The organism is Candidatus Clostridium radicumherbarum, assembly GCF_045310525.1.
Taxonomy (GTDB): domain Bacteria; phylum Bacillota; class Clostridia; order Clostridiales; family Clostridiaceae; genus Clostridium_AT; species Clostridium_AT radicumherbarum.
Window position 1 is genome coordinate 1,330,614 of the sequence record NZ_JBJHZY010000001.1, and the last position, 16,816, is coordinate 1,347,429.

Sequence of the window (16,816 nt, forward strand, 5' to 3'; positions counted from 1 at the left end):
ATTCATACAATCTCATTTGTTTTTAAAACTATTCACCATAAACTTAAGGTCATAAATCATATCCCCAAAGGGGCTAGTGCAGCCATAATCAATTAATACATTATTATCCTTCAATGTTCCCCAGGAGCTAACGGAAATTAGATCTTCATAAAACAGGTAATGTTTATCAGCTAGAATACATAAATCATTAAAGAAATCTTTATCTTTAGAAAAATTAAAAACATTAATATATTTATCCTCAAGAGTATTACTTAATGGCACAGCTCTTTCCATAATCAAAATATTTGGTTTAAAGCAAGCAATAGGTGATAAATATTTTTTAAGCTTTAAATTTACATGGGTGAAAACGTAATGCTCTACTTTGTTCTGATAAATCCCTTCATTTCCTTTTGCAACCTTAATTACATAATTTTTATTAAGTGCATAAACCTTTCTGCTAATTCCTTCTCCAAGAAACATAAATTTTGAATCAAAATCTGTACTTTTTAAGCTGTACAAGTTTTTAAAAAATGCCTCTGAAATTGCCACAGCATATCACCTAAAAATTATTCTAATATTACATATATGTTAATTTTTTTAGAATGCTACTTTTTTTATTCAAAGGGCATTATACCAATGGCTTTATAAAAATCATAATCTACTGTATGACTTGTGCTTAAGTTATTATCTTTTCTAAACTTAATAACCTTTTCTTTCATAGTTTCCCCATATTTTCCGTCTAAAGCCCCTAAGTAATAGCCTTTATCTTTAAGCCTTCTCTGGACTTCATATACGTCTGCGCCTGTATCACCAGGCTCCAGATATCTAAATTTGTTAATGAACATGTCATATGGACCACCATATATGACTACAGGGGTTCCATAGCCAACTCTTTCATATAAATTTTCTGCATCTTTATTAAGCATTCTTATGCAGCCAAGTGACACTGAACCGCCTATAGATAGGGGTTTATTAGTGCCATGTATGCCATATCTGCCCCAAGGTACATTAAGCCCCATCCATCTAGTTCCAAAGCCTGCACTCCATTTTCCTTTACTAACAATATTCCATGTACCGATTGGAGATGGAGTAGATGGTTTTCCTCCGGCTATAGTATAAGAGCTGACAATTAAGTTTTTTTGTGTATCAATTAAATATAATTTTGTGTCCACTAAATCAATTAGAATATTGTATTTTGGTCTATATTCATTAGATTTTATCTGGGTCTCAGCCTTTATTAACGTAGGGAAAAAGGATAAAATATATAATGAAAAAGAAAAAATTAAGGCATATTTTAAGGTTTTAATTTTATCAACTCCTCACTATTATAAAATACAAAGTTATTATTTACTTTAATAAATTAAATATTCAAATAAAAAAGTAAGAAGAGTGGAGATATGTTTTATACATACTTTACTCTTCTTACTTTTTAGTTGATTTTATTATATTAATTTACATATTTTATATAATCGCTATAAACATAACCTTGAATTCCATTTAATTTTATATTTATCCAATTACCATCTTGAGATGAGCCTAAAAGTTCTGCAAATTGATTTCGTGCTAAGGTTCCGTAAATTGAACTACTTGCAGAAGCAGATGCTCTAATATTAAGTAGGTACACATTATTTATGGCAACGTATCTGCCTGTTAAATTTGAATTAATAAGATTTCCATATATAAAGCCTGACTGACCATTATAGGTTATTTGATACCAGCCATTAGAAAAATTCAAAATATTTACAATTGAGTCCTTTGGGATGGTTCCTGCTAAACTTGCGGTTGTAGAAGGACTAGTTCTAAAATTTGCCGCATAATTTACATTGATTATTTTACCTAAGGAAATAGATGTAGCAATAGAATCATCAACAATATTTATATATCTGCCGGGAATATAGCCATTATTAATATCATCCATTGTAACAAAATACCTTTTAGTGCCTTGAATACCTCCAAACACCTGATCCCAAGTTGCCTCATAGGTATATGCACCACTAATACCATTTAAGGTACCCCATCTATCAAAAATCAATACGTGATCACCTGGTCTATTAAGAATATCCATATGCTTTAATTGACTCAAAGATATTTTTGTAAAATAGTTATCAAATAAGGAATAGGTAGAGAGTTTATCACCTGAAATATTAAAAACTGACTGAACAAAACCTGAACAATCTATGCCTGAAGTACCTGGAATTAATCCATAACCTGCAGTTGTATTTACATTACCTGTATAGGCTCCCTTATTAACCGCATCTAAGAAATTTGTCCAAGAAGCACCGTATGAACTTGAATCTAAGCTATCATGACCACCCCAATTATAGGGAATTCCTCTAGCTTCATCTGCGGAAATTCCATTTAACTGATCTGGCTGAGTTACCATAGAAGAATAGGTAGAACTTATAGAATTATTTTTGCTTTTGTCATAAGTCCATGTGAGATTTATCATATTCAGTGCTCTTTGTTCTGCTTGACTTCTAGAAATAGAAGCGGCAGTAACAGCGCCTGCTTTATAAGAAGGAATTGTAAGTGCAGCTAAAAACATTAATGCTAATGATGTTTTATGGGTCCATTTCAACAATTATCACTCCTATAAGATTTTATAAAATAAGGAGCTGTTTTTGTGACAGCTCCTTATACAAATCAAATTAATATGAAAAAACCATTTTATCAACTCTTAATGCTACAGTCTTTGACCAAAGCCAAGTATTTGTAGTACTATCATCAAAATAGAACTGTGCACCATGAGTAGGATCTACACCTTTTAATGCATCTAAGGCTGCCTGTCTACTATCAGCTGTAGCAGCATTATTAATCCATCCATTTAAAACTGGTGTAAATTGATAGTAACCATTTATTTGTTGATAGATAACATCTTTAATAGTATTTGGCCAATCAGCACTTTTTACTCTGTTTACTACAACAGCACCAACAGCAACTTTAGCTTCATATGGCTCACCTTGAGCTTCAGCGTTTATAAGTCTAGCTAATAGATCTAAGTCTGCTGTAGTGTAAGGAATTACACCTGCAGAAGTCTGACCTCCAGAACTTGAAGGAGTTGAACTTGGTGAGGAGCTTGTACCAGGAATTATTAAAGTTTGATTTGGATATATAGCATCAACCCAATAGTTATTTGCAGTTCTTAAAGCAGTTAGAGAAACACCAAATTTTTTTGATATTAAATATAAGGTATCTCCGCTTTTTACTGTATATTGCACAGCAGGCACATTTAATACTTGTCCAGGATAAATCATAGCAGAACTTAAGTTATTGTTTTGCATTAGTACTGAACTATTTGTATTAAATAAATTACCTATTTTATAGAGAGAATCACCAGATACAACTTTGTAGCTGGCAGCATGTACTAAATTACCAGATAGGAATGAGATTGATAGTGCAAAAAGTAAACTTTTTGTTATTTTAGATTTTAGCATAATTGCCTCCTTTTGCCTCCGAGGTTAGTTGACGGGTTCGGGTAAGAGGTACCCTACTCATTAGATGAGATTCACCCCAGGATAAATCCCCCGTACTCCTTTTGGAGATTCGGCGTTTTGTATGTGATTATTGTAACAAATGAAATTATATATTTCTAGGCAATATATGTGGAAATGAGGGCAAATGATGGTATATGTTTTATTCTTAAGTATATTAAAGTTTATTTTAATCTAAACTATACATTATAAAATTAAAGTTCTTAAAACTATTTTAAATATATATAAAGTTGCGACAAAAATTTATATATTATATTATAAAATAAGGATTAATTTTAGAGGGGATGGCATATGAATGAATTTAATGACGAATTTTAAAAGACTAGGCAGTAATAATTTCCATGCATTAACCCATAAAAATTTTAGGTATTATTGGTTTGGACAATGTATCTCTTTAATAGGTACATGGATGCAAAGTATAGGTCAATCTTGGCTGGTTTTTACCCTAACAGGCTCACCATTTCTGCTTGGACTAGTTGGTACTATTCAATTCCTGCCCATAACAATATTTTCTCTTTTTGCCGGAGTAGTTGTAGATAGGTTTCCTAAGAAGAAGATATTATTAATAACTCAAAGCATATCTATGCTGCTTGCTTTAACTCTTTCAATTTTAGTATTTACACATACAGTAAAATATTCATACATACTTATAATAGCTCTTATTTTGGGATTTACAAATACATTGGATACACCAACACGACAAACCTTTGTGGTTGAGGTAGTTGGAAAGGAAGATTTAATGAACGCAATTGCATTAAATTCTGCTGTTTTTAACTTAGCAAGGATTCTTGGACCATCAATAGGTGCGTTAATTATGTCACTACTAGGTGCAGGATGGTGTTTCTTGTTAAATGGCCTTAGTTTCATAGCAGTTATTTATGGACTTATTAAAATAAAACCAACCCCTTATGTTAGAAAAACAAATCCAGAAAGCAAAATATTAAAGGAGATTAAAGATGGGTTATTATACATTTATAAGACTCCAAAGCTATTGAAAACAGTTTTAATTGTATTTGTAATGGGAGTTTTTGCTTTTAATTATAATGTGCTACTTCCTGTATTTACAAAAAATGTTCTTCATCAGTCGGAGAGAACCTATGGATTTTTAATGGCCTCATTGGGAATAGGTTCACTTATTGGAGCTGTTACGGTTTCTCTTAAAAGCAGGAAGGGTCCTAAACATTCAACTTTGCTCCTAAGTTCAATTATAGTATCAATAATGCTGATGCTTACTGGATTAAGTAAACTAGAGTACATAGCTGCAATTTCTTTAGCTATAACTGGTGTATTTAATATTTACTTTTCCACAACAGCAAATTCTACACTCCAAATAAACGCTAAAGATGAATACAGGGGAAGGGTGATGAGTGTATATGCCTTAGTTTTTGCAGGTTCAACTCCTATAGGTAATTTATTTTCAGGTACTGCTGCGGATAAGCTTGGAGCTTCCTCAGCCTTTGTGGTAAGCGGGATATTAAGCCTTTTATTTATAACTATTTTAGTAATAATATTTAATAGAAAACTAAGCTCTGAAAGAGCTTAATTTAAAGCAGCTTTTCATCTTCATTGATTTTTACAGCATTATAAATGAAATATAAAAAAGGGATGAGTTAAAAATCTTTTAACTCATCCCTTTAAGTTATTTAGCGTAATTTTTAAAATAATTACTTCTAATAATTGTGTCAGAAATAGTTATACCCTCAATTGCTGAGTTCTTCTCCTTTTCACTAGAACTCTTACCAATATAATCTCCATTTGTAAGAACTGCAAAACTCTTATTGGTATTAAATAAATTCTTTCCAATAGCCGTTTTTTCAAGAGATTTAGTATCAGCACCCATTATATAAGCAAGGCTAGGAAGGAGGTCAACTTGTCCACCAATATTATCGAATTTTTTACCTTCCAAACCTTTAGTGTATATAATAAGAGGAACTCTCATATTATTATTTTGCCACCAGCTTTCTTGAGGCTGGATTTTTGAAACCTCATCATTGTAATATTTGTGTATTCCTGTATGATCACCATAAACCACTACAACTGAATTATCTAATATACCATCCTTTTGAAGTTTGTCTAGAAAAATTCCAATATGTTTATCGGTATAATGAATACTTTGGAAGTAGCCCCCTAATTTTGTTTCATCTAGCTTACTGTCGAGCTTTAATTCTCTATATTGTGCTGGTATATCAAAAGGTCCATGACTTGATAAAGTTATCATAAAACTGTAAAAGGGCTGCTTTTGCTTTGCGATTATAGGCTCTGCCTGACGAAGGAAAGAACCATCACTTAAACCAAGTCCAATTGTTTCATCTAGTTTATAAGAGGTTTCATCAACTGCCTTTTGAAAACCAATGGAAGTAAGTGCAGGCATCCAATTCCAATAGGAACCTTTATCTGGATGTAGTGCAATAGTTGAATAACCAATACCTTGCATTAACTTAGGTAGAGAATTATAACTATTATTAGGGTACCGGAAGAAAGTACTTCCAATCCTTACAGGATAAACTGATGTATTTGTCATTAACTCTGCATCTGAGGTTGTTCCGTTGTTTACTTGTTCATAATAGTTATCAAAATAAAAACTGTTTTTTAATAATTTATTTATATTAGGAGTTATTTCTTGATTGTTAATTTTTTGGCCTATAACGAAATTCTCTAAGGATTCAACCTGAATGAGAATTAAATTTTTACCTTTAAACATACCCTTATATTCATTGTCCGGAAGGGATTCCTTATTATTAGTAAACCAAGTTTCTATTTGATTTTTCTCAGTACTTGAAAGATTATAGGGCTTATTATCTTCATAATAGTTATAGGCATCATAAATATGATAACCTAGAGGTGATAAATTAGCCATTGTTTGAGTAGGCGTCCAGCAAATTCTAAAAAGTATAGTCTTTTGTCCTTTTTCAACTATATCTATTTTGTAATGGTCAAACCATAAATAACCGATAGATATCAATAAGCTAAATAAAAAAATTAAAGGTAATCTCTTTCGATTCTTGTAGTGATTTTTGCACAATATTGTTAAAGGAATTAGAATTATAAAGTCAGCTACAAAAATCAAGTCAATTGTTCTCATCATTGAAAATACATCACTTGATAAATTGTTTAAATTACCAGTTTGACTTAAATTGTGCAGGGTTAAGAAACTATTAAAACCTCTAAAATACCATAAATCACATAATAATAGAAAGGTAAATAATAGATCTATAGCTATAAAATACAGGAGCTTGCCTCTATTTTTAAATAAAAAAGAAAAGGACAAGAAAATAATAATAAAACATAAATAAACTAATAGATGTGGACTTCCATAAAATGCCCATCCTACTTTAAAGGATGTGGCTTTTTCGCTATTTACTAGCAAAATAAAAAGTATTGATTTTAAATAAAGGCATAAAAGAGTCACAAAAAACAAAGTGTCTTTTGCAAGTAATTGTAGGTTTTCTTTTAAAATGCCTTTTCTGTTGATTTTATTTGTATTTAATTTAGTAGTATTATTTAGCAAAACTAAAACCCCTTTTGTATTATATATTTAAATCACAATAAAAATTATACAGTAATTATTTTAATAGAACAATAAGTAAAACAAAAATCTGGTTACATAAAATAACCAGATTCAGTGCCTTAGAATTAATAATTTATTGAAATTTGAGCTGAATAATTATGTGGATTGATTTCTTCTATAGTTGGTGTTTTACCATTCTTGTTTTTAAGGTAACCTCTGTATATAAAAAATATTTCAACTAAAAGTATTAATATTAATACGGCAAGTATTTTTATAAATCTTGACATTCATACCTCCATATACATTGCTTGAGAATACAATACATATATATTAATATTTATGCTGCTAATACTGCTCATAATATTAAATTGAAATAATTTTTAACTTAAAATAAAGTATTGATTTACTGAAGGTATTGCTTTATTTTTGTATTTTTATCTATAAATAGTAATAGAGGTAATCCAAGCACGTAGGTGCATACAAGTTCACCAAAACCAACTTGCAGTGCTGTTAAAATAAATGGAATATTTGCTGTATAGGTTACTAGTAGGCCTATAACCACTGCATTAACAAGTACTGCAGGCAGTGGAGCAATATACTTTTTAAATTTCAAATTACTCTTTCCGATGTAATAGGTAATAATAGCTGCAATTAATGTAGCCAAAGAGCCTACTACTATATCCAAAGGTCCTATTGGACTTAAAAGATTTGCTATAACACAACCAATAAATAGTCCTGGAATTGAAAGGGATGAGAAAAAAGGTAAAATTGTAAGGGCTTCAGCCACCCTAAATTGGATTTCACCATAGCTTATAAAAGCTAAAGACATGGTTAATGCAGCGTAAACTGCAGCTATTAGTGCTGCAATTACAATTTTTTGAGTTTTACTTTTCATATTTTTATTCCTCCTAGTTTTGTTAAGGCAGGATGGTTACGAACTGCCTGTACATATAGATATTTAAAGTACTTGTCTATTTTAGCTTGTATTTATTCTTAAGTCAATATAAATGAAAATATATCACTTTTAGAGAAAATGTATTATAATTAGTAAATATGAGATTTTGTCTTAAGTATTATTTTTAAAGGAGTTTTCATGAATAAAAACATTTTTGATGCAAAAATTCACATATTAGAAAATGGACTACATTTAATTTCTATAAAAAAAGATAGCAAGCTTTCATCTATTCATATCGGAATAAAGGTTGGATCTATTAATGAACAAACTGATAATAGAGGTATCTCCCATTTTATTGAACATATGCTTTTTAAAGGTACTAAAAATTATAACAATGAGGAGTTAAATGATTTTTTAGAACAAAGGGGTGGTGAGTACAATGCTTATACTGACTATTCCTGTACTGTATTTAGTATTACTGCTCTGGCAGAAGAATTAGAACCTTCCATTAGTATTTTAGCTGATATGATTCAAAACTCTATTTTCCCGGAAAAAGAAATAGAAAGAGAAAGAGGAGTTATCTTAGCAGAAATCAGAACAAGTAAGGACGATATTGAAGACTATAGCTTTAAAAGGGCTAATGAAGTTGCCTTTACAAAAAGTTCTTTAAGATTTGATACTTTAGGCGAAGAAAAAACGGTAAAAAGGTTTAAAAAAGAGCAAATTGTAGATTATTATAATAAATACTACAGTCCTAATAACGCATTCATTACTATAGTTTCTCCATATGATCATAAGGAGATAAATAACCTTATTAAAAATTATTTTTTTTCTTGGAAAAAAAGAGAGCTTAAAGAAGATAGTGTTAGCATAGAAAATAACATTGAAAAAAAGGTAGTTAGCTTAAAGAAAGATATCGAACAAAGTACTATTGTATATGTTTTTACTTTTCACGGCTTAAGTAAACAAGAGGAGCTAGCTCTTAAAATTTTGAATCATAAATTTGGTGAAAGTGCAAATTCAATTTTATTTAGGGAATTAAGAGAAGAAAAGGGGTTAGCCTATGATGTATATTCACAAATGGATATTACAAACAATGTTAAAACCTTATATATCTATACAGCAGTTTCAGAAGATAAGATTGATGAAGCCATTAACTCTATTGATGCTTCAATTGAAAGAATAAAAACTGGGGAAGCAAATTTTAATGAAAATACAGTTATGCTTATGAAAAAGGTGCTAAAAACAGCCGTAGCTGCTACAATGGAAGACTGTACTGATTTAGGAAACTATGTACTTCATCAAAGTATGGATAATGAGAGTATTTATGAATTTCTTGAGGATATGGAAAATCTAGAGCAAATTAAAAGTACTGACTTATACAAAGTAGCTAATAAGGTTTTTAACAGCCCTACAATTCATATTTTAAAATCTGAAATATAATACTTTTTAGGAGCTATTATGATAGAAAAAATAACAAAAATTGAGCTTCAAAAGAAAAATGAAGATAGAGTAAATATTTATATTAATTATGAATATGCATTTTCCTGCAGTAAAGAACTAGTATATACTCATAAATTAAGTAATGGGCAGCAAATTGAAAGAGATGCCTTAAATGCTATTGTAGCTGAAGATAATTATATAAAATGTAAGAATAGTGCCCTTAGGATTATAGAAAGAACCTATAAATCGGAAAAGGAATTAAATGATAAGCTCATTGAAAAAGGCTATGATGAGCAAACTATAGTGAGTACTATGGAATTTCTTAAAAAATATAGTTTCTTAGACGACTTAACTTATACAAAGATGTATATAAAGGATAAAATTAAAACACAAGGCAAAAATAAAATAAAGTTTGCACTAATTAAAAAAGGAATTTCTGTAGAAATAATAAATAATGAACTAGAAGAAATAAATACAGATGATCAAAATGATACATTAATGACCTTGGCTGAAAAAAAATATAAAACTCTACAGAAAAATGAGCAGGATATCAGAAAACTTTATAAAAAGCTGGCTGATTTCCTTATAAGGAAGGGCTTTCAATGGGAAGAAGTAAAGCCTGCATTAAAACAATTATTAAATGAAGACAGTTTTGAAGAATGATAAAGAAAAGCTAGCTAAAATATATAATTGATTTTATATATTGTAGCTAGCTTTAGTTATTTTAAATTACCTCTTTAATATTGCATATTTAGGTAAGCCATTTTCTGTTGGAAGTTCTGGGGTACCTTGAATTAACGGGCTTATATAATCTACTGCAGCATCCGTAACAAAATTATTTTCCTTTGTAATCCAAGTTTTAGGGAAATATTTTATGTGATTAGCTACCTTTATAGGATTCATTAATATAGTTTCATATTTATAAGGATTATTTTGAAGTCTTTTAATTCCAACAACAAATCCAGTTGAACCATTGCCTGCATACTCTACTGCCTTTCTTCCTAGTTCATAAGCTTCCTCTAAATCAGTCTTAGAAATACAATGCATAGCGCTGCGTTGAGTAACTCCAAGCTCAAGAGTTTTTACACGGGTTGTGATTTTATTTTCAATTATAAGGTTCTTAAGGCTTGTGCAGACTCCACCAAGCTGTGCATGTCCGAATTTATCGTGAGTTGCGCCAGAAGTACTTTCGGCAATAAATTCGTTATTCTCACCCCTTAAGCCTTCAGAAGCTACTATGAAAACTTGGTTTTGTGCCTTGAATCTCTTATTTACATCTTCTACAAATTTCTCTTTGTTAAAAGCTACTTCAGGTAAATAAATAAAATCACAAACCTGTTTTCCGTTTATTTTAGCTAATGCAGCACTGGCAGTTAACCAGCCAGTATCTCTACCCATAGTCTCTACAATAAATATACCATTATTAATATAGACTGAGGAATCAAGGTAGCTCTCTAAAATTGTAGTTGCAATAAACTTACTTGCACTGCCAAACCCAGGAGTATGGTCTGTCTCCATTAAATCATTATCAATAGTTTTAGGGATTCCAATAATTTGTACTGGTATATTATTTAGCTTTGTATATTCAGATAAGGCTCTTACTGTATCCATTGAATCATTTCCGCCAATATAAAAGAAGGCTTCAATATGATATTTATTAAAAATATTGAATAATTCCTTATATTCACTGTCATCATTTATGTAATCTTTCATCTTATATCTACAAGATCCTAAGCCAGAAGAAGGAGTATATTTTAATCCCTTTAATTCCTCATAGGGGATTGAAGATAAATTTACTAACCTTTCTTTTAATATTCCTTCAATACCATTTAACCCTGCATAGACAGTATCAAAGCTTTTATCCTCTAAACATTGATCTAATACTCCTATAAAAGAAGAATTAATAACAGCTGTAGGCCCACCTGATTGTGCAACAATACAATTTTTCATGACTTTTCTCCTCCCGAATTAATTTTAAAATGATATACTAATGCGTAATTTAAATCCAAGTGATTTATAATAATTTACTGCTTTATTGTATTATATTATTTTTATATATGCAATATTATTAACTTACATATTCAAGTTTAATTCAGCTTTTAAAGTTTTTGAATATATAGTAGAATAATATTTAAAAATAAATTAAATAAGTAAATCATAACAGTTCTTTTTTAGTCTGAAAGTTTATTATTAAAGGAGGAAATTTCATGAGTGCTATTGATACAATGGTAAATGAACATAAAAACGTTAAAGCCATGTTAAAGGTAATGCGAAGTATGAGCATAAAGGTTTTAAATAATGACAAGGTTGACTATTCGGATTTTGATAAAGTCATAGATTTTGTAAGAACTTATACAGATAAGCATCATCATGCCAAGGAAGAAAACATACTTTTTAAAAGAATGGGAGAAGAGCTTGGAGATAGAATAGCAAAGGGTCCAATAGCTGGTATGCTTATTGAACATGATTTAGGAAGGTTATATATGTCAAACCTAGAAGCTGCATTAGAAAAATTTTCAAAGGGTGATAGGGATGCAAGAGTAGATATTATTGCAAATTCTATTTCATATACAGATTTACTTACAAGACATATTGAGAAAGAAGATACAACAATCTATAAATTTGCAGAAAGGTCATTAAGTAAGGCTGTTATTGAAGATATAGAAGACAAATGCGCCGCAGTAGAAGATTTAGCCTCAGAGAAATCTTTTCAGAAAAAATATATTGATTTATTAAATGAACTTACTGAGAAGTATTTGTAAAGTTTGGGGTTTCTTTAATGTATATTAGGGAGCAGTAACTCTGTTATAAAAATATATGTAAAAATTGGATAAGAGCATCAGACTCCTTTACCTTAAGTAAAGAGCTTGTCTACTTAAGGTAAAGAAGTCCATACTTTTGCCTGCTTTTTATTCTAAATTCATAAGTTCCTTTATAACCTTTACAACATAACTTATATCATTTCTGCCTATCCAGTAATTTGTTACAAATCTAAATTCACCATTCTCTTCTGAATTTATTTTAATACCTCTTTGGTACATATCATTTACAAAAGTATCTTTATTAAAATTAGCCTCACAAGCATTGAAAAATACCATATTTATATGTATATCCTTATAATTAACTTTAACTCCAGGTAATTTTTCTAGTTCCCTTGCTAAAACCAAGGCATTTTCATGATCCTCATTTAGTCTTTTTGTCATTGACTTAAGTGCCACCAGACCTGCTGCTGCAAGAAAACCTACCTGCCTTAGGCCTCCACCCATTAGCTTTCTTCCTTTTCTAGCACTAGCAATAAATTCTTTACTGCCTGCAAGCATTGACCCGATTGGAGCACATAATCCCTTAGATAGGCAAAACATCACTGAATCACAGTTAGCTGTTATTTCAGCTGCTTCAACATTTAAATATGAAGCTGCATTAAAAAGTCTAGCACCATCTAGATGAACAGGTATATCATGTTCCTTAGCAATCTCATATATGCTTTTCATGTTAGCTATTGGAATGACTCTTCCGTTAGAATGAGCATTCTCAAGGCAAATAAGTCCTGTTCTTGGAAAATGAATATCTTCTGTACGGATTCTGGAGGCTATTTCATTTGGATCAAGCTCTCCATTACAGCTTTTTAAAGTTCTTAATTGGACACCAGCTATTACTGAAGAAGCTCCTACTTCATGAACAACAATGTGACAATCATCACCTAGTATTACTTCGTCGCCTCTACGGCAGTGGGTAAGTAAAGCCAGTTGATTACCAAAGGTACCACTTGGTACAAAAAGGGCAGCTTCTTTATTAGTAAGACTTGCTGCATATTCTTCAAGTTCCTTTACTGTTGGGTCATCTTCGTAAACATCGTCTCCAACTACCGCATTGTACATAGCCTCTCTCATTTCTTTAGTAGGTACTGTTACAGTATCACTTCTTAAATCAATAAATTTCATTTTAATCCCCCTTGATATCTTTATAAGTATCGGGGTAATCTTACTAGTCCATTGCCATGGACTAGATTACCCGTAAAAGTCCATTTAGGACTTTTACCACAACAATTATTAATTGTTGCGCCCTTTTTTTATCTTTTCATTAGCTATTGCTATTTGTCCAAGAGCAATTCCACCATCGTTTGTCGGAAAGGCTTTAGGATAGTATACCTTAAAACCTAAGGGCTTTAATTTTTCACATAAATTCTCTAAAATAAAGGAATTTTGAAATACCCCACCACTTAATACAACTTCATTTAAGGAGGTCTGGTTCTTTATTAATGTGCAGGTTTCAGCAGTAAGGTTAATTATACTATTATGGAATTTTAGGCTCATTATATGTTTTTCTATCCCAGAAAATCTGTCAATTAATATTCCTTCTATAAGTTTATTAGGGTTTATAATGTAATTTTTTTCTTCCTTTACAATAGAATAGGAATAACTTTCTGATTTTGTATCTTTAATTGAAGCCTCTAGTTCTATGGAAGCTTGCCCTTCATAGGTGATTTTATCTCTAATACCTATTATACTAGAAACAGCATCAAAAAGCCTGCCCATACTTGAAGTTTCGGGACAATTAAAGTCATGTTCAATAACATTTAAAATCGTTAAAGCTTTTACTCCATAAAGCTTTGTTATAACTTCATTTAAGCTCAGATTACTAACGCTTATACCCGATTTATAAAGCTTATGAATAAATGAAACAGCAATTCTCCAGGGTTCCTTAATGGAAATTTCACCGCCAGGAATTTTAATATAATCTAAGTGGGCAATTCTATGAAAGCTTAGTAAGTCACAAACTAAAAACTCCCCACCCCAAATTTTGCCGTCAATACCATAACCTGTTCCATCAAAGGAAACACCAATAACTTTGTTTCTTATGTTGCTTTCCACCATGCAGCTTGCTATATGGGCATGGTGATGTTGGACAGGTATTTTGGGAACATCATACTTAAGAGCATACTCAGTGGAATTATAATTAGGATGCATATCATAGGCTATAAACTCTGGTTCAAAAGAAAAAATATTTTTAAAGTGCTCAACATTTCTCTTGTAATGCATAATTGTTTCAAGATTTTCTAAGTCTCCATTATGCTGGCTTAGAAAGATAAAGTTTTCTTTAGAAATTGCAAAGGTGTTTTTCATGTTTGGACCGCAGGCTAATATGTTAGAAACAGTTTCGTACTTTATTGGATCAGGAGCGTAGCCCCTGGCTCTTCTAATAAGCATCTCATCTTCATTAAATACTTTTGTAACAGAGTCATCCACCGGTATATAAATATCTCTGTTATGCATAAGAAAGTAATCTACAATAGAAGACAAATGCTGAGCTGCCATTTCATTCTCGTATTCAAGAGGCAGGCCAAAATAATTTGCACTTGTCATAACAAGAGCCTCGATATCTTCATTAAATATGAGCTGGTGTAATGGAGTATATGGAAGCATTACGCCTAGGGTCTTTTGATTGGGAGCAACTGCTTCTGGAAGTTTATAACTTCTGTTTTGCCTTAATAAAACTATTGGCTTTCTAATTCCATTTAATAATTCTTCTTCCTTATCACTAACTATGCAATATTTTTTTACTACAGATAAGTCCTTAATCATAACAGCTAAAGGCTTATATGGTCTTTTCTTTCTTTCTCTTAATAGCTTAACAGCCTCTTCATTAGTGGCGTCACAGCATAGGTGAAAGCCAGTTAAGCCTTTAATTGCAAAAATTTTACCCTCCTTTAATTTTTTAACCGTCCAATTTATTATATTTAGACTTTCCTTGCTATAATTAGCTGTAATATTTAGAGCATTAATGTTTTTCCCAGAATTATCTATAACAAATATTGAAGGGCCGCAATCCTCACAGGCATTTGGCTGTGCATGAAATCTTCTATTTAAGGGATTAGTATATTCATCAATGCAAGGTTCACACATTGGGAACTTTTTCATAGTGGTTTTGTCTCTATCATAAGGAATAGATTTAATTATTGAGAACCTAGGTCCACAATTAGTACAGTTAGTAAAAGGATAACCATATCTTCTATTACTTAAGTCTAGTATGTCATTTTTACAATCTTCACACATAGCTATATCAGGTGATATAAGAGTTATTTTATCATCTTGAGTACTACTTTCTTTTATTATAAAGCCCTCATAGTTCTTTAATTCCTTATTTTCAGTTACTATTTTCTCAATCCTTGATAGAGGAGGAGGAGTGTTTTCTAATTTATATAAAAATTCATTTATGTTCTTGTCTGTGCCTTCTAAATCTATGTAAACTCCTTCAGAGTTATTGTTTACCCATCCATTTAAGGACAAAGTTAAAGCTAAATTATAAACAAAGGGCCTAAAGCCCACACCTTGAACTATACCTGAAACGGTAATAAAGATTCTTCTTTTAGTCATGAATTCTACCTGCTTTCTATAGTGTATAGCTTTATTATATCAATTATTTTAGAAACTAAAAGTGCAAAGAATAAGGAATATATTGTATAATAGTCTTAATTGCAATTTCTAAGGGGGGATATGAAATGAAAGATAAAAAGTTAGCACATGGAATGGCTCTTGTAATAATGCTAATTTGGGGTGTTTCATATTTAAGCATTAAGGTAGTTGTGTTAGAAATAAATCCAGTGTTATCAGCCTTTTACAGGTTTTTTATTTCTTCAATTATATTATTTAGTTTTTTAAAGTTAAAGTATCCAGAAGAAAAGTTATTAAAAGAAGATAGATTTAAAATGGTAATTGGTGGGCTTTTTGGAGTAGCGCTATACTTTTTTTTAGAAAATTATTCAATATATTATACCACTGCTTCAAATGTAGCTATTCTAGTTTCGTCTATACCTTTGTTTACTTTAATTTCTCAAAGGCTTATATTTAAAGAACCGCTTACTATCTGGAAAATATCCGGTGCAGCTTTAAGTGCAATTGGCATTATAATCATAATCGCTTCTAAGGAGAAGGTGAGTTTGTTTTCAAAAGGAACTTTAGGAGACTTAATGGCTTTAGCCTCTGCACTTTGCTGGGTAATGTACAATATTGTTACTAGTAAATTTAAAGGTAACTATAAAAGTATAACTATTACCACCTATCAAGGCCTATTTGGATGTTTATTTTTATGCCCTTCACTTTTTTTTGCAAAGATAGAGCTTCCATCTTTAAAGGTTTCATTAAATATTATTTTCTTAGCTATTTTCTGTTCTTGTATTTGTTATATCCTATATATATACTGCTTAGAACATCTTGGGGCAACCATATTATCAACCTACATAAATCTTCAGCCTATAGTAAGCCTTGCATCAGCCTATGTCCTTTTAAGAGAAAGCGTTAATTTTAGTCAAGTAATTGGGTGCTTAATAATAATTATTGGTGTATCTTTAGTAAGTCTTGGAGATAAATTTGCAATTAAGAGTTTTGAAGAACAAGTTTAATTATTTTTATAAAATATTAAAAAAATGAATTTACATAGATAACATTATTGTAAATATTTACACAGTTTGATAAAATATTATTGAAATATTAAATTAATTAA

15 protein-coding genes and 1 riboswitch are annotated in these 16,816 nt (G+C 30.7%); of the genes, 5 read left to right on the forward strand and 10 right to left on the reverse strand.

Annotation, left to right across the window (positions count from 1 at the left end):
- Positions 1-12: 12 nt before the first annotated feature.
- The 4 genes from ACJDUH_RS06300 to ACJDUH_RS06315 all read right to left on the reverse strand — a co-directional run bounded on the left by ACJDUH_RS06300 (position 13) and on the right by ACJDUH_RS06315 (position 3,413).
- A complete protein-coding gene (locus ACJDUH_RS06300; protein ID WP_406764305.1) occupies positions 13-528 on the reverse strand; it encodes a hypothetical protein in 516 nt (171 codons plus the stop codon).
- Between the two features lie 65 nt (positions 529-593).
- Positions 594-1,286 (reverse strand): L,D-transpeptidase family protein, encoded by a 693-nt coding sequence (locus ACJDUH_RS06305; RefSeq protein ID WP_406765021.1) that lies wholly within the window; start codon positions 1,284-1,286, stop codon positions 594-596.
- A gap of 140 nt (positions 1,287-1,426) precedes the next feature.
- On the reverse strand, positions 1,427-2,560 hold the full coding sequence (locus ACJDUH_RS06310) for an SH3 domain-containing protein (RefSeq protein WP_406764306.1): 1,134 nt from the start codon (positions 2,558-2,560) through the stop codon (positions 1,427-1,429).
- Positions 2,561-2,627: 67 nt separating this feature from the next.
- Positions 2,628-3,413 carry a LysM peptidoglycan-binding domain-containing protein gene (locus tag ACJDUH_RS06315; protein WP_406764307.1) on the reverse strand — a complete coding sequence of 262 codons (786 nt, stop codon included), beginning with the start codon at positions 3,411-3,413 and terminating at the stop codon, positions 2,628-2,630.
- Positions 3,413-3,538, reverse strand: a riboswitch (cyclic di-AMP (ydaO/yuaA leader). Its footprint overlaps the gene before it by 1 nt.
- 227 nt (positions 3,539-3,765) lie before the next feature.
- Here ACJDUH_RS06315 and ACJDUH_RS06320 point away from each other — a divergent pair.
- The gene (locus tag ACJDUH_RS06320) at positions 3,766-5,013 is read left to right on the forward strand and encodes an MFS transporter (RefSeq protein ID WP_406764308.1); all 1,248 of its coding nucleotides are present in this window, start codon (positions 3,766-3,768) and stop codon (positions 5,011-5,013) included.
- A 96-nt stretch (positions 5,014-5,109) separates the two neighbouring features.
- Here the strand turns inward: ACJDUH_RS06320 and ACJDUH_RS06325 are convergent, their stop codons facing one another.
- From ACJDUH_RS06325 to ACJDUH_RS06335, 3 genes are all read right to left on the reverse strand, one after another.
- The gene (locus tag ACJDUH_RS06325) at positions 5,110-6,978 is read right to left on the reverse strand and encodes an LTA synthase family protein (protein WP_406764309.1); all 1,869 of its coding nucleotides are present in this window, start codon (positions 6,976-6,978) and stop codon (positions 5,110-5,112) included.
- Between the two features lie 125 nt (positions 6,979-7,103).
- The gene (locus ACJDUH_RS06330) at positions 7,104-7,265 is read right to left on the reverse strand and encodes a hypothetical protein (RefSeq protein ID WP_406764310.1); all 162 of its coding nucleotides are present in this window, start codon (positions 7,263-7,265) and stop codon (positions 7,104-7,106) included.
- Positions 7,266-7,381: 116 nt separating this feature from the next.
- Positions 7,382-7,873, reverse strand: coding sequence for a QueT transporter family protein (locus tag ACJDUH_RS06335; RefSeq protein ID WP_406764311.1), 492 nt, complete (start codon positions 7,871-7,873; stop codon positions 7,382-7,384).
- 198 nt (positions 7,874-8,071) lie between these two features.
- Between ACJDUH_RS06335 and ACJDUH_RS06340 the strand changes: the two genes are divergently transcribed.
- Positions 8,072-9,316, forward strand: a complete 1,245-nt coding sequence (locus ACJDUH_RS06340; RefSeq protein ID WP_406764312.1) for a M16 family metallopeptidase — start codon at positions 8,072-8,074, stop codon at positions 9,314-9,316.
- Positions 9,317-9,334: 18 nt separating this feature from the next.
- Positions 9,335-9,979, forward strand: coding sequence for a recombination regulator RecX (gene recX / locus ACJDUH_RS06345; protein WP_406764313.1), 645 nt, complete (start codon positions 9,335-9,337; stop codon positions 9,977-9,979).
- A 66-nt stretch (positions 9,980-10,045) separates the two neighbouring features.
- Here the strand turns inward: recX and ACJDUH_RS06350 are convergent, their stop codons facing one another.
- A complete protein-coding gene (locus ACJDUH_RS06350) occupies positions 10,046-11,266 on the reverse strand; it encodes a 6-phosphofructokinase (RefSeq protein WP_406764314.1) in 1,221 nt (406 codons plus the stop codon).
- 257 nt (positions 11,267-11,523) lie between these two features.
- Here ACJDUH_RS06350 and ACJDUH_RS06355 point away from each other — a divergent pair, with 257 nt between their 5' ends.
- Positions 11,524-12,078 carry a hemerythrin domain-containing protein gene (locus ACJDUH_RS06355; protein ID WP_406764315.1) on the forward strand — a complete coding sequence of 185 codons (555 nt, stop codon included), beginning with the start codon at positions 11,524-11,526 and terminating at the stop codon, positions 12,076-12,078.
- A 147-nt stretch (positions 12,079-12,225) separates the two neighbouring features.
- Here ACJDUH_RS06355 and ltaE read toward each other — a convergent pair whose 3' ends face one another.
- Complete coding sequence (gene ltaE / locus ACJDUH_RS06360; protein ID WP_406764316.1) at positions 12,226-13,257, reverse strand: low-specificity L-threonine aldolase; 1,032 nt, start codon at positions 13,255-13,257, stop codon at positions 12,226-12,228.
- Positions 13,258-13,365: 108 nt separating this feature from the next.
- Positions 13,366-15,690: a carbamoyltransferase HypF gene (hypF, locus tag ACJDUH_RS06365; protein WP_406764317.1), complete on the reverse strand. Its 2,325-nt coding sequence runs from the start codon at positions 15,688-15,690 to the stop codon at positions 13,366-13,368.
- Positions 15,691-15,815: 125 nt separating this feature from the next.
- Here hypF and ACJDUH_RS06370 point away from each other — a divergent pair, with 125 nt between their 5' ends.
- Entirely contained in the window at positions 15,816-16,715 is a 900-nt protein-coding gene (locus ACJDUH_RS06370) for a DMT family transporter (RefSeq protein WP_406764318.1), read from the forward strand.
- Positions 16,716-16,816 lie beyond the last annotated feature (101 nt).